Source organism: Aquabacterium sp., assembly GCF_034003525.1.
In the GTDB taxonomy this organism is placed as follows: Bacteria; Pseudomonadota; Gammaproteobacteria; order Burkholderiales; family Burkholderiaceae_C; genus Aquabacterium.
In genome coordinates this window covers 39,609-52,481 of record NZ_JAVEYN010000001.1, presented here as the reverse complement: position 1 = coordinate 52,481, position 12,873 = coordinate 39,609, and the positions used below count along the sequence as shown (strand labels likewise).

13 protein-coding genes are annotated in these 12,873 nt (G+C 64.9%); 11 read left to right on the top strand and 2 right to left on the bottom strand.

Annotated features, from left to right (window positions below; all coding sequences use genetic code 11):
• Positions 1-6: 6 nt before the first annotated feature.
• Genes RBT42_RS00280 through RBT42_RS00245 form a run of 8 tightly spaced genes read left to right on the top strand, consistent with a single transcriptional unit; the run spans position 7 to position 9,754 of the window.
• Positions 7-1,173, top strand: a complete 1,167-nt coding sequence (locus RBT42_RS00280) for a GGDEF domain-containing protein (RefSeq protein ID WP_320361543.1) — start codon at positions 7-9, stop codon at positions 1,171-1,173.
• A 9-nt stretch (positions 1,174-1,182) separates the two neighbouring features.
• A complete protein-coding gene (locus RBT42_RS00275; RefSeq protein WP_320361541.1) occupies positions 1,183-2,352 on the top strand; it encodes a GGDEF domain-containing protein in 1,170 nt (389 codons plus the stop codon).
• A gap of 55 nt (positions 2,353-2,407) precedes the next feature.
• Positions 2,408-3,637 (top strand): succinyldiaminopimelate transaminase, encoded by a 1,230-nt coding sequence (gene dapC, locus RBT42_RS00270; protein WP_320361539.1) that lies wholly within the window; start codon positions 2,408-2,410, stop codon positions 3,635-3,637.
• A gap of 17 nt (positions 3,638-3,654) precedes the next feature.
• Positions 3,655-4,479: a 2,3,4,5-tetrahydropyridine-2,6-dicarboxylate N-succinyltransferase gene (dapD, locus tag RBT42_RS00265; RefSeq protein WP_320361538.1), complete on the top strand. Its 825-nt coding sequence runs from the start codon at positions 3,655-3,657 to the stop codon at positions 4,477-4,479.
• A gap of 55 nt (positions 4,480-4,534) precedes the next feature.
• A complete protein-coding gene (locus RBT42_RS00260; RefSeq protein ID WP_320361536.1) occupies positions 4,535-5,722 on the top strand; it encodes a PilT/PilU family type 4a pilus ATPase in 1,188 nt (395 codons plus the stop codon).
• 9 nt (positions 5,723-5,731) lie between these two features.
• Positions 5,732-6,886, top strand: a complete 1,155-nt coding sequence (gene dapE / locus RBT42_RS00255; protein ID WP_320361534.1) for a succinyl-diaminopimelate desuccinylase — start codon at positions 5,732-5,734, stop codon at positions 6,884-6,886.
• Positions 6,883-7,767: a 50S ribosomal protein L3 N(5)-glutamine methyltransferase gene (gene prmB, locus RBT42_RS00250; RefSeq protein ID WP_320361532.1), complete on the top strand. Its 885-nt coding sequence runs from the start codon at positions 6,883-6,885 to the stop codon at positions 7,765-7,767. The genes dapE and prmB overlap by 4 nt, the downstream gene beginning before the upstream one ends.
• Before the next feature lie 4 nt (positions 7,768-7,771).
• Entirely contained in the window at positions 7,772-9,754 is a 1,983-nt protein-coding gene (locus tag RBT42_RS00245; protein ID WP_320361530.1) for an ABC-F family ATP-binding cassette domain-containing protein, read from the top strand.
• A 28-nt stretch (positions 9,755-9,782) separates the two neighbouring features.
• Here RBT42_RS00245 and RBT42_RS00240 read toward each other — a convergent pair whose 3' ends face one another.
• On the bottom strand, positions 9,783-10,199 hold the full coding sequence (locus tag RBT42_RS00240) for a TraR/DksA family transcriptional regulator (RefSeq protein WP_320361529.1): 417 nt from the start codon (positions 10,197-10,199) through the stop codon (positions 9,783-9,785).
• Positions 10,200-10,657: 458 nt separating this feature from the next.
• On the opposite strand from RBT42_RS00240, the gene RBT42_RS00235 reads away from it, so the two are divergent.
• Genes RBT42_RS00235 through RBT42_RS00225 form a run of 3 tightly spaced genes read left to right on the top strand, consistent with a single transcriptional unit; the run spans position 10,658 to position 12,386 of the window.
• Positions 10,658-11,170 carry a C40 family peptidase gene (locus RBT42_RS00235; protein ID WP_413785821.1) on the top strand — a complete coding sequence of 171 codons (513 nt, stop codon included), beginning with the start codon at positions 10,658-10,660 and terminating at the stop codon, positions 11,168-11,170.
• Between the two features lie 45 nt (positions 11,171-11,215).
• The gene (locus RBT42_RS00230) at positions 11,216-11,854 is read left to right on the top strand and encodes a molybdenum cofactor guanylyltransferase (RefSeq protein ID WP_320361525.1); all 639 of its coding nucleotides are present in this window, start codon (positions 11,216-11,218) and stop codon (positions 11,852-11,854) included.
• The gene (locus RBT42_RS00225; RefSeq protein WP_320361523.1) at positions 11,841-12,386 is read left to right on the top strand and encodes a GNAT family N-acetyltransferase; all 546 of its coding nucleotides are present in this window, start codon (positions 11,841-11,843) and stop codon (positions 12,384-12,386) included. The genes RBT42_RS00230 and RBT42_RS00225 overlap by 14 nt, the downstream gene beginning before the upstream one ends.
• Before the next feature lie 51 nt (positions 12,387-12,437).
• Here the strand turns inward: RBT42_RS00225 and rnhA are convergent, their stop codons facing one another.
• Positions 12,438-12,872 carry a ribonuclease HI gene (gene rnhA / locus RBT42_RS00220; RefSeq protein ID WP_320361880.1) on the bottom strand — a complete coding sequence of 145 codons (435 nt, stop codon included), beginning with the start codon at positions 12,870-12,872 and terminating at the stop codon, positions 12,438-12,440.
• Between the last annotated feature and the right edge of the window lies 1 nt (position 12,873).

Here is a 12,873-nt window from a genome sequence, read left to right as displayed (position 1 = left end):
AGCCGCATGAAAGCATTGAACTGGTTACACGCCCTCTCGGCCCCTCTTCTGGGTCAAGAGCCACGCGTGCGCCGCCACACGCTGCTGGTTCTGGCGTCCTTGCCTACCTACCTGGCCAGCATGGCCATGATCTGGCATCTGGTTCACCTGCACGAGCTGGCCACGCCCATCGCCTGGGCCATCACCCTGGCCAGCATCGCCACCTTCCTGGCTTTCTGGCTGCCCGTTCGCACCGGCCTCACGCAGCGCATGAAAGACCCGGTGCTCACCTTTCCCCACTCCGTGGCCTCTTTGTGCCTGTGCGTGGCCGCCTACATGGTGCTGGACGAGCACCGTGTCAACGTACTGGTGCTGATGGCCCAGGTCATCGTGGTGGCCATGCTGCGCCTGCGCCCCAGGCAGGTGCTGGGGCTGGGCATGGTGGCCACACTGATGCTGGGCGGCGCGTTCGCCTGGGTGGACTGGCGCGACACCGCCGTGGGCATGCTCACCAAGGGGGCGACGCACCTGATGGTCGGTGGAGCCAGCCTGCTGCTGCTCTCCCTGGTCGGCAAGTGGGTGAGCGACATCCGCACCGAAATCAGCGAGCAAGCCAAGGAGCTGCGCAAGACCGTGCTGACCGTGCGGCAGATGGCCACCCTCGACCAGTTGACCGGGCTGCTGAACCGCCGCGTCATGCTAGAAACCCTGGAAGCCGAGCGCCAACTCGCCGAGCGCCACGGCACGCAGTGGTGTGTGGCCTTGATCGACCTTGATCATTTCAAGCAGGTCAATGACCGCTACGGCCATCCCACCGGCGACGCGGTGCTGCAAGGGTTTGCGGATCTGGCGCGCCAGCACCTGCGGGCCGTCGATCAGGTTGGCCGCTGGGGTGGCGAGGAGTTTCTGGTGATGTTCCCGCAGACGCGCCTGAACGAGGCCCATGCCTCGCTGGAGCGCCTGCGCAAGGCTCTCAACGCCTGGCGCCTACCTGAGCACCCCGGCTTGCAGATGAGCTTTTCTGCCGGCCTGGTGCAGGCCGAACCCGACGACACGCTCGATCAACTGGTGGAGCGCGCCGACAAGACCATGTACCAGGCCAAGGCCTCCGGTCGAAACCGCTCGGTCTGGGCCCCGTTGCTGACCCCTGACCTGTTCGGTAACCCCGTGCCGCCACCGGCCTTCCCCGCCTGAGGAGCGCAGATGACCGAGTTGACCGTCGCCGAAGCCGGCCCCGACCGCCTGATGGACGCCCTGCAGCGCAGCGCCCTGGCCATCCTGGGTCCGGACCGGCACACCCGCGGGCACACCAGCATCATCTTGCTGTGCGCTGTCATGTACGCCATCTGCTGCGCTGCGGCCGCCCATGCCGCCACGGTCGGCATGATGCTGCCTATCGGCCCCCAGCTCCTGATCGCAGTGACGTTCCCGGCTCACCTGGTCTTCTACCTGCTGGTGCGCAGCGGCGTCACCCGGCATTGGCGCGACCCCGGGCTGATGATGCTGCAGAACCTGTACGCCCAGTTGGCCATCGCCTTTGCCTACGTCACGCTGGACCCGTCCGAGCGGGGCATGGTGCTGGTGCTCATCGCCCTGGTGATTGTGTTCGGCATGTACACCCACACGCCACGCCTGTCCGTGATGAATGGGATTTTGGCCATGGTCCTGCTGGGCGCTGCCATGGGGGTGCTGTCCAGTCTGGACCCGGCCTACTATCCCCCCCAACTGGAACTGCTGCGTTTCGGTGTGATGCTGGGCAGTCTGCCCGTCCTGATCTTCACCGGTTACCTGATTTCCAGCTGGCGCAAGCGCCTGTCCACACAGCGCAAAGAGCTGCAGCAGGCCCTGGACCAGGTCCAGCAACTGGCAACCCGTGATTCCTTGACCGGCCTCTACAACCGCCGCTACATGCAGGAAAAGCTGGCCTATGCCGCACAGCGCTACCAGCGCTATGGCGAGCGCTTCACGGTGGCCTTGATCGACCTGGACCACTTCAAGCGCATCAATGACGAGCACGGTCATCTGGTGGGCGACCAGGCACTGATGGCCTTTGCCTCGGCCGCATCGATGGTGCTGCGCGACACCGACACCCTCGCCCGCTGGGGCGGCGAGGAGTTCCTGTTCCTCATGCCCAACACCAGCCCGCAAAAGGCGGCCATTGCGCTCGACCGTGTGCGCGATGCCTTGGCCAGCGTCACCGTCTCGGAGTCCGCCCCTCAGTTGCGCCTGCGCTTTTCGGCGGGCTTGGCGCTGTATCAGGGCGACGAGGGTACCGATGGCACCCTGGAGCGCGCCGATCAGGCCCTGTACCAGGCCAAGAGCGACGGTCGCCACCGCTCGGTCGTGGCCACGGTCCCTGAGCAGGACGGCTGAGGGGAATGTCCGTGCGGCACCGATCTGCCTCCTGGGGCTGGGATAATGCCTGCCCATGAATCCCCTGCTGAACAAACTCCAGCCCTATCCCTTCGAGCGCCTGCGACGCCTGACCGCTGGCGTGACGCCGAACGCAGCGTATCGCCCCATCAGTCTGGGCATTGGCGAGCCCAAGCACGCCACCCCTGAGTTCATCAAGGACGCACTGGTGGCGGGCCTGGAAGGCCTGGCCAACTACCCTGCCACCGCAGGTGATCCGGCCTTGCGTGCCGCCTGTGCCGACTGGATGCAGCGCCGCTACGGCCTGAAGATCGACCCGGCCACGCAACTGCTGCCCGTCAACGGCTCGCGTGAAGCGCTGTTCGCGCTGGCGCAAACCGTGATCGACCCCAACCAGCACCGCGATGCGGGTGGTCCGGCCGTGGTCAGCCCCAACCCCTTCTATCAAATCTACGAAGGGGCCGCCCTGCTGTCCGGTGCCCGCGTGGTGTTTGCCAATTCCGACCCGGCACGCAACTTTGCGGCCGACTGGTCCAGCCTCTCGGAGGACACCTGGGCCACCACCCAGTTGCTGTTCGTGTGCTCCCCAGGCAACCCGACCGGTGCCGTGATGCCGCTGGCCGAGTGGGAGCGCCTGTTTGCGCTGAGCGACCGCTACGGCTTCGTGATTGCCTCGGACGAGTGCTATTCCGAGATCTACTTCCGCGAAGGCGCCGATGCCGCCCCGCTGGGGGGGCTGGAAGCCGCCGCCAAGCTGGGCCGCCACGACTTCAAGAACCTGATCATGCTCACCAGCCTGTCCAAGCGCTCCAATGTGCCTGGCCTGCGCTCTGGCTTTGTGGCCGGTGATGCGTCCATCATCAAGTCCTTCCTGCTCTACCGCACCTACCATGGCAGCGCCATGGGCCCGGCCGTGCAGCGCGCCAGCATCGCCGCCTGGAACGACGAAGCCCACGTGGTCGAAAACCGCGCCCTGTATCGCCAGAAGTTCGAGCGTGTCACGCCCATCCTGGCCTCGGTCATGAACGTGGCCCTGCCAGACGCTGGCTTTTACCTGTGGGCCGAGGTGCCCCAGCACATTTGTGGCGGCAGCGACGAAGCGTTCACCTGCGAGCTGCTGGCTCAATACAATGTGGCCGTTCTGCCCGGCAGCTATCTGGCCCGTGAGGCCAACGGCATCAACCCGGGCGCTGGCCGTGTCCGCATGGCGTTGGTGGCCGGTGTCGACGAGTGCGTCGAAGCCGCCGAGCGCATCCAGGCCTTCATCCAATCCCAATCTGTCTGATTTCCCGAAAGAACCACATGTCTCAAGCTCTGCAAACCGTCATCGACAACGCCTGGGAACAGCGCACCACCCTGTCGGCTGCCGCCGCTCCCGCCGAAGTGCGTGATGCCGTCAACCACATCATCGACCAGCTCGACAGCGGCAAGCTGCGTGTGGCCGAGAAGATCAACGGCCAGTGGGAAACCCACCAGTGGGTCAAGAAGGCCGTGCTGCTGAGCTTCCGTCTGAACGACAACGTGCCCATGGGCCAGGGCGACCTGCAGTTCTACGACAAGGTCCCCACCAAGTACACCGGCTGGAGCGCCGAGCAACTGGCTGCTTCCGGCGTGCGCGTGGTGCCCCCCGCTGTGGCCCGTCGCGGCAGCTTTCAGGCCAAGAACGTGATCCTGATGCCGTCCTACGTCAACATCGGCGCCTACGTCGATGAAGGCACCATGGTCGACACCTGGGCCACCGTCGGTTCGTGCGCCCAGATCGGCAAGAACGTCCACCTCTCGGGCGGCGTCGGCATCGGTGGCGTGCTCGAGCCCCTGCAAGCCAACCCCACCATCATCGAAGACAACTGCTTCATCGGCGCCCGCTCGGAGGTGGTCGAAGGCGTGATCGTGGAAGAGAACTCGGTGATCTCCATGGGCGTGTACATCGGCCAGTCCACCAAGATCTACGACCGCACGACCGGCGAAGTCACCTACGGTCGCATCCCCGCCGGTTCGGTGGTCGTGTCCGGCAACTTGCCCTCGGCCGATGGCAAGTACTCGCTGTACTGCGCCGTCATCGTCAAGCGCGTCGATGCCCAGACCCGCTCCAAGACCAGCATCAACGACCTGCTGCGCGGCGCCTGATCGGCCCCTGCACTCTGCGTCGGTCCATTGACAACCCATCACGGGAGAGCATTTGATGAGCGGTGGCAATCTTGAAAAGATCCTGCGCCTGATGACCGAGAAAAAGGCATCGGACGTCTTCCTGTCTGCCAAGACACCCATCCTCATCAAGATCAATGGACAGATCTTGCAACTCACGGACCAGATCCTGACGCCCTCGCAACCGCGTCAGCTTCTGTCCGAGTTGATCACCCCGCAACAGCTCGAAGAGCTGGACGAAACGGGTGAGCTCAACCTCGGGATCACGATCCCGAACGTGGGCATCTACCGTTTGAGCGCGTTCAAGCAGCGTGGCTCGGTCGCGGCCGTGTTCCGCTACATCCCCAGCGACATCCCGCCGCTGGAGTCCCTGAACGTGCCGATGTCGCTGGCCGATCTGGTGCTGGAAAAGCGGGGCCTGATCATGGTGGTGGGCGCCACCGGCGCGGGCAAGAGCACGACCCTGGCGTCGATGCTGGAGTACCGTAACCAGCGCATGACGGGGCACATCCTCACGATTGAAGACCCGCTGGAATTCCTGTTCACTAACAAGAAGTCGGTGGTGAACCAGCGGGAGGTGGGGCGTGACACCCAGTCGCTGCAGGTGGGGTTGAAGAACGCCCTGCGTCAGGCGCCTGACTGCATCCTGATCGGCGAAATCCGCGACCGCGAAACCATGACTGCGGCGCTGTCGTATGCGCTGTCCGGTCACTTGGTGCTGTCCACCCTGCACGCCAACAACAGCTATCACGCGCTGGGCCGTATCCTGTCCTTCTACACGCCGGAAGCCCGTCCCGCTCTGTTGAGCGACTTGGCCTCTGGCCTGAAGGCCATCGTTTCGCAGCGTCTGCTGCAAAACACCTCCGGCGGGCGTGTGCCTGCCGTGGAGGTGCTGCTCAACACCCAACTGGTGTCCGAGATGATCACCCGCGGTGACTTCAACGAGGTCAAGGAAGCCCTGCAGAAGTCCATGTCTCAAGGCTCGCAAACCTTCGAGCAGGACATCGCCCGCCTCATCCGCGAAGGCCTGGTCACACGCGAAGAAGGCCTGCGCTACGCCGACTCGCCAACCGACCTGATGTGGCGTCTGCAAAACGACACCACCATTCCATCCAAAGCCGCTGCCAAGCCCGAAGAAAACGAAGACGGCCCGACGTTCACCGAAATCACCCTGGACGTGCACCCGGAAGAAGAGCCCCGGCCTCCCTTCCCCCTTCCCCGCTGAGATCCTGACATGACCGCCACCGTGCGCCTCACCGAGGCGCTGATCGCCCGTCCCTCCGTCACGCCCGTGGACGAGGGTTGCCAGACCCTGATGGCCGAGCGCCTGCAGGCCATTGGCTTCACCTGCCAGACGCTGGTGTTCGGGCCTGAAGAAGCACCCGTTACCAATCTGTGGGCCATCAAGCGCGGCCGTGGCCATGCCGAGGGCGCCCCCACCCTGGTGTTCGCCGGCCACACCGATGTCGTGCCCACCGGTCCGCTCGACCAGTGGACCAGCCCGCCATTCGTGCCCAGCTACCGCGACGGTTGCCTGTACGGACGTGGTGCCGCCGACATGAAGACCTCGCTTGCGGCCATGGTCGTGGCCAGCGAAGAGTTCGTGGCCAAACATCCTGACCACGCCGGCAGCATCGCCTTCCTGATCACCAGCGACGAGGAAGGCCCTTCGGTCGACGGCACCGTGAAGGTCTGCGAATGGCTGACCGCGCAAGGTGAACGCCTGGACGCCTGCATCGTGGGGGAGCCCACCTCGGTCAAGCAGGTCGGTGACATGATCAAGAACGGCCGACGCGGCTCGCTATCCGGCAAGCTGCGCATCCAGGGCATCCAGGGCCACATTGCCTACCCGCATCTTGCGCGCAACCCCATCCACCAGGCTGCGCCGGCGCTGGCCGAACTGGCCTCCATCGTCTGGGACCAGGGCAACGACCACTTCCCACCGACCAGCTGGCAGATGTCCAACATCCATGCGGGCACGGGCGCGAACAACGTCATCCCGGGCGAACTGGCCATCGACTTCAACTTCCGCTTCTCCACCGAATCCACGCCCGAAGGGCTACAAACCCGTCTGGAAGATGTGCTGCGCCAACACAGCCTGGAGTTCCACATCGACTGGACCCTGGGTGGGCGTCCCTTCCTGACCCGTCGTGGCCCGTTGGTCGACGCGATGGCGGCTGCCATCAAGGACGTCACTGGCCTCGACACCGAGCTGTCTACCACCGGTGGCACCTCTGATGGTCGCTTCATCGCGCAGATCTGCCCGCAGGTGGTCGAGTTCGGCCCCGTGAACGCCAGCATCCACAAGATCGACGAGCACGTGGCCGTGGCCGACATCGAGCCCCTGAAGAACATCTACCGGCAGACGCTGGAAAGACTCCTGACGTGACCGTCATTGAACTGATTGAACAGGCCGCCGAGCGCCTGACCCAGGCCCAGGTGGCCTTTGGCCATGGCACCACCAACGCCTTCGACGAAGCTGCTTGGCTGGTCTTGTGGCGCCTGGGCCACCCGCTCGATGCCCTGGACGAGGTGGCCGACACCGCCGTCACCGATGCCCAGCGCGACGAAGCCCTGGCCCTGATCGACGAGCGCATCCGCACCCGCAAGCCCGCCGCCTACCTCACGCACCAGGCCTGGTTGCAAGGTGTGCCGTTCTATGTGGACGAGCGCGTGATCGTGCCGCGCTCCTTCATCGCTGAAGTTCTGGCTGACGGCAGCATTGACGCCTGGCTCAGCGACCAGACCCACCGCGTGCTCGACCTGTGCACCGGTAACGGCAGCCTCGCCGTGCTGGCCGCCATGGCCTACCCGGACGTGGTGGTCGATGCCGTGGACATCAGCGACGACGCGCTGGCCGTGGCCCGCATCAACGTCGATCAGCATGGCCTGGGCGACCGCATCACCCTGTTGCACAGCGATGGTCTGCAAGCCGCCCGCGGCCCCTACGACCTGATCCTGTGCAACCCGCCCTACGTCAACGCCGACTCCATGAAGAAGCTGCCGGCGGAGTACCAGGCCGAGCCCGAGCTGGCCCTGGCCTCGGGCGAAGATGGCATGGACTTCACCCGCGCCCTGTTCGCAGCCCTGCGTGCCGAGCCCGACCGCTACATGGGCCGCGACGCCGTGCTGGTGCTGGAAATCGGCAACGAGCGCCCGAACTTCGAGCGCGCCTTCCCTGACCTGCCTGTTACCTGGCTGGAAACCACCTCTGGCGCCGATCAGCTCCTGCTGATCACCCGCGACGCCCTGCTCCTCGAATCGGCCTGATCCCATGATTGTTCTCAAAAACGTCTCCTTGTTGCGAGGCGTCAAGCCTGTGCTGGAGCAGGCCAGTGCCACCCTCCATCCCGGTGAAAAGGTAGGCTTGATTGGCCGCAACGGCGCCGGCAAATCGTCCCTGTTCTCGCTGCTGGCAGGCCGTCTGGCTCCCGATGCCGGCGACGTCGAGATTCCCCCCTCGTGGCTGCAGCCCGGCGGCATGGCCGAAGTGGCGCAGAACATGCCGGAAACCGATGAGCCGGCCACCGAGTTCGTGCTGCAAGGCGACGGCCGCCTGATGAAGGCCCGCCAGGACCTGATCGACGCCGAAGCTGCCGACGATGGCCACGCGATGGCCGAAGCCCACATGGCCCTGGCCGAAGCCGGTCAGTTTGATGCGCAGGCCCGTGCGCAAGCGTTGTTGCTGGGCCTGGGCTTCAAGCTGGAGCAAACGCAGGCGCCGGTCAACAGCTTTTCTGGCGGCTGGCGGATGCGTCTGCAACTGGCGCGCGCACTGATGTGCCCGGCCAAGCTGCTGCTGCTCGACGAACCGACCAACCACTTGGACCTGGATGCCTTGGTCTGGCTGGAAAGCTGGCTGCAGCGCTACGAAGGCACCCTGGTTGTCATCAGCCACGACCGCGAGTTTCTGGATGCCATCACCAAGGTCACCCTGCATCTCGAAGACGGCAAGCTCACCCGCTACACCGGTGGCTACTCCGCTTTCGAGGCCATGCGCGCCGAGCGTCTGAGCCAGCAACAGGCCGCCTTCGCCAAACAGCAAGACAAGATCGCGCACCTCTCCAAGTTCATCGCGCGCTTCAAAGCCAAAGCCAGCAAGGCCAAGCAAGCGCAAAGCCGCGTCAAGGCGCTGGAGCGCATGGAGAAGATCGCCCCTGTGCTCACGGCCAGTGACTTCCAGTTTTCCTTCCCCGAGCCGGATTGCCTGCCCAACCCGATGATGGCCTTGAAGGACCTCGCCTGCGGCTACCACCTGGCCAACGATGAGACCCTGACCATCGTCTCGGGCATCAACCGCTCGGTCTTGCCGGGGCAGCGCATTGGCATCCTGGGCGCCAACGGGCAAGGCAAGTCCACGGTCGTCAAGACCCTGGCCCACATGAACCGCCCGATCAGCGGCGAGATCACCGAAGGCAAGGGGCTGAGCATTGGCTACTTCGCACAGCAAGAGCTGGACGTGCTGCGCCCCGACGAAGGCCCGCTGCAGCACATGATCCGGCTGGCGCGGGATGTGGGCCCGCAGGCCCGCGAGCAGGAGCTGCGCGACTTCCTCGGCCGCTTCCAGTTCACCGGCGACATGGTCAACCAGGCGGTCGGCCAGTTCAGCGGCGGGGAAAAAGCCCGCCTGGTGCTGGCCCTGGTCGTTTGGCAACGCCCCAACCTGCTGCTGCTCGACGAACCGACCAACCACCTCGACCTCACCACCCGCGAGGCGCTCTCGATGGCGCTCAACGAGTTCGAAGGCACGGTGATGCTGGTCAGCCACGACCGGGCGCTGCTGCGCGAGGTGTGCGACGAGTTCTGGCTGGTCGCCAAGGGCGAACTCAGCACCTTCGACGGAGATCTGGACGACTATCAGCGCTGGCTGCAAGACCAGGCGCGTGAGGTGGCGCAAGCGGCCAAGGCCGCCCGTGATGCCGAGCGCGCCGTGCCGGCCCGCGGCGCCACGGCCCAGAGTCAGCCCGAAGTGGCCCCGATCTCGAGCCGAGAAGACCGCAAGGCCCAGGCGCAGGCGCGTCAGAAGCTGGCCGAACAAGCCAAGCCACTCAAGGCCGAACTCAAGAAGGTCGATGAACGCCTGTCCAAGGCCCACGCCGAGCAGGCCGCCTTGACCGAGTCCCTGGCCAGCCCGGGCCTGTCCGCCGCCGATCGCGCCGAGCAAGGCAAGCGCCTCAAATCCCTGGCTGAAGAAGTGGAGGCGCTCGAGTCACGGTGGCTTGAACTCACCGAAGAGATCGAGCAACTGGGCGCCTGAAGCGAAAGCCTCAGATCAGGCCCGCCCGTCAGTGACCCGGGTGGCGTTCAGCTGCTTCCTGGCAGTCAATGCAGTGGCTGGCTTCGGGCACGACGCTCAAGCGCGCCTCCCCGATGGGAGCGCCGCATTCGGTGCACAGGCCGTACTCCCCTGCCGTGATCCGGTCCAGCGCCGCCAGAATGTCGCCCATTTCCTGGCGCTCATGCTGGATCTGCGTGATCACCTCCAGATTGCTCTCCACGCTCAAGGCACTTTCGGCGCCATCGACGACCGCGTGCTCGGTTGCGACCTCGTCGCTGGCCAGTTTCTGGCGCAGGTCGTGGTCTTCAGCGGAGAGATCCTTGAGGGCCGCCTGCAGACGCGACTGAAAGCCGCGCACCAGCGTTTCATTCAGGCCCGACTCCGGCGCGACCACCAACTTGTTGTCACTCTGGGATGCCGACATGTGTGTCTCCTTGTCATGTGATCCAGCGGCGTGCTGGCTTCAGCATATGCGAAAGAAAGCCCCTGCAGAATTGCGACACATCAAGACGGTGCGCCTGCGCCTGACTCAGGCCAAGGTTCGCATGGTGCAATGCATGCAGATTTGCCGATAAATTCACATACTGGCCATGGCACAGGACGAAAAGCCCAGGTTTCTCCGTATGCCATCGGCTTGACGCATCCGTCAGGCCGCATTACATTCGTCCCCATGTTTTCTCTCGACCGACACCCAGGTCGCATCCAATGCAGTTGAGCGATCAAGCTTGCCGGAACCACGCACGCGCAGCCTCTTCAGGCACCGTACGCACCCTGCTGGCCATTGGCGTCTTGAGCGTCGGGCTATGGGGCCCTGTTCGGGCGCAGAACGTTCAAAGCGGTCCCAGCCCGCTCCCTGCCGCTTCGGTCGATGCCGAGGACCCCGTGAGCCGCTTCCTGGCCGAGAAAGGTCTGATGCCGTCGACCAAGCCTGTGGTCGAGATGGCGCAGCAGGTGCGCTCGAAAGCCTCGGACATGGCTTCCAGCCTGGTGACCTCCGCCATGGACTTCCTGGGCGTGCCCTACAAGTTGGGTGGCACCAGTCGCGAAACCGGATTTGACTGCAGCGGCTTCACCCGCCATGTGTTCGAAAACAGCGTGGGCCTTGTGCTGCCCCGCCGCTCGGCCGAACAGGCCAACTCCCCCGACCTCGTTCCGGTCGCGCAAAGCGAACTCAAGCCGGGTGACCTGGTGTTCTTCAACACCCTGCGTCGCACCTTCTCGCACGTTGGCATCTACATCGGTGACAACAAGTTCATCCATTCGCCACGCACTGGCGCCTCGGTGCGCGTCGAAGACATCCGCGTCGGCTACTGGCAAAAGCGTTTTGACGGTGCACGTCGCGCCCCGGCCATCAACGGTGCTGCCGTGCAGACCACCGCCACGGGCGAACGCTGACGCCCGCCCCTCGGGCTCGGTCTCTGAGCTCTCCATGAACGCCCCATGACCTTCCCCTCCCTGCCACAGGTCACGGGCTGCCTGCTTGCGGGTGGCGAGGGGCGACGCATGGGCGGACGCGACAAAGGCCTGGTTCCCTACGCAGATCGCCCGCTGGCCGCCTGGGTGCTCGACCGACTGGTGGCGCAAACCGGTGAGCAGTTCGCCATTGCCAACCGCAACCGGCCCGACTACGCCACGTTACTGCACCAGGCGCATGCCAGTTTGCCCCGCGGGGTGCCTGCTGTCATGCCCGACGCGCCTGACCTTCCTCCTGCCAGCGGCCCCGTGGCCGGCATCGTCACCGCCCTGAGGTACGCCGCCACGCCCTGGCTCATGGTGACACCCTGCGACACCCCTCGCCTGCCCCCTGACCTGGTGACCCGCTTGCTCACAGAAGGGGAGCGCAGCGGGGCCGAGGCTGTGGTCCCTGTGACGACCGATCCGGATGGCCAGGCGCGCCACCATTGGGTCTGCGTGTTGTTGCGCCGGAGTGTTTCCGCGAAGCTCGAAGCCATGTTCGCGCAAGATGAACGTAAACTAAGGGTTTGTATCCAGGCGCTGAACTGGACGAGCGTATCCTTCCCGGATGCAAGTGGATTTGACAACATCAACAGCCTGGAGACACTGAATGGTCGAGACTGACACATCCGTGCGCATTGCGCGGATCGCTGCGGCTGACTTGAGTGCCTACAAGAACCTGCGTGACGAAGCGCTGCGCCTCTATCCGGATGCCTTCGATGCGGACCTCGAGAGCGAGCGTGCACGCCCTCCAGAGAGCTATTTGGGGCGACTGGGTCTGGGCGAAACGCTCGGTGGCAGCTTCCTCATGGGGGCCTGGGTTGGCAAGGAGCTGGTCGGCATGATCGGCCTGGAGCGCCAGTCGCAACAAAAGCTGCGTCACAGCGCCGAGCTCAACAGCATGATGGTCCATCCCCGGCACACCGGCAAAGGCATCGGCATCCGCCTGGTGGAGTCCGCCATTGCGCAGGCCCGTCAGGCCATCGGACTCGAGCAGATCGTTCTGAGGGTCACGGCGTCCAGCGAGTCGGCCATCCGCCTGTACGAGCGAGCCGGTTTTCAGGGCTGCGGCGTGGTCCCGCACGCGATCAAGCTGGTGGACGGCCCCGGTCAGGTGCGCTATTTCGACAAGCTGACCATGGTCCTCATCCTCTGAGGATCTGCGGGTCTAAAAACACAAGGGGCCCTTGATGGGCCCCTTCCAGCTTCAGCGGGCTTCGGCCGCACCGCGATTGGCCAGGCCATCGGCCCGTTCGTTGCCCGGGTCGCCCGCATGGCCGCGCACCCAGCGCCAATCCACTTCATGCTGGGCGGCCATGGTTTCCAGTGTGCGCCACAGGTCGTCGTTCTTGACGGGCTTGTTGTCAGCCGTTTTCCAGCCTCGGCGCTTCCAGCCTCCGATCCACTCGGTGATGCCTTTGCGCACGTACTCGCTGTCGGTGTAGATCACCACCTTGCAGCGGCGTTTGAGCACCTTCAGTGCCTCGATCACCGCGGTCAGCTCCATGCGGTTGTTCGTGGTTTGCATCTCGCCGCCCCACATCTCGCGCTCGTGCGGGCCGCTGACCATCCACACGCCCCACCCACCCCTGCCGGGGTTGCCTTTGCACGCACCGTCGGTGTACATCACCACGGTTGGCATT

Bases quoted from the DNA above. Each gene is read 5' to 3' on its own strand.
- RBT42_RS00280 (WP_320361543.1), top strand. From the start codon at position 7: ATGAAAGCATTGAACTGGTTACACGCCCTCTCGGCCCCTCTTCTGGGT.
- RBT42_RS00275 (WP_320361541.1), top strand. From the start codon at position 1,183: ATGACCGAGTTGACCGTCGCCGAAGCCGGCCCCGACCGCCTGATGGAC.
- dapC (WP_320361539.1), top strand. From the start codon at position 2,408: ATGAATCCCCTGCTGAACAAACTCCAGCCCTATCCCTTCGAGCGCCTG.
- dapD (WP_320361538.1), top strand. From the start codon at position 3,655: ATGTCTCAAGCTCTGCAAACCGTCATCGACAACGCCTGGGAACAGCGC.
- RBT42_RS00260 (WP_320361536.1), top strand. From the start codon at position 4,535: ATGAGCGGTGGCAATCTTGAAAAGATCCTGCGCCTGATGACCGAGAAA.
- dapE (WP_320361534.1), top strand. From the start codon at position 5,732: ATGACCGCCACCGTGCGCCTCACCGAGGCGCTGATCGCCCGTCCCTCC.
- RBT42_RS00245 (WP_320361530.1), top strand. From the start codon at position 7,772: ATGATTGTTCTCAAAAACGTCTCCTTGTTGCGAGGCGTCAAGCCTGTG.
- RBT42_RS00240 (WP_320361529.1), bottom strand. From the start codon at position 10,199: ATGTCGGCATCCCAGAGTGACAACAAGTTGGTGGTCGCGCCGGAGTCG.
- RBT42_RS00230 (WP_320361525.1), top strand. From the start codon at position 11,216: ATGACCTTCCCCTCCCTGCCACAGGTCACGGGCTGCCTGCTTGCGGGT.
- RBT42_RS00225 (WP_320361523.1), top strand. From the start codon at position 11,841: ATGGTCGAGACTGACACATCCGTGCGCATTGCGCGGATCGCTGCGGCT.
- rnhA (WP_320361880.1), bottom strand. From the start codon at position 12,872: ATGCCAACCGTGGTGATGTACACCGACGGTGCGTGCAAAGGCAACCCC.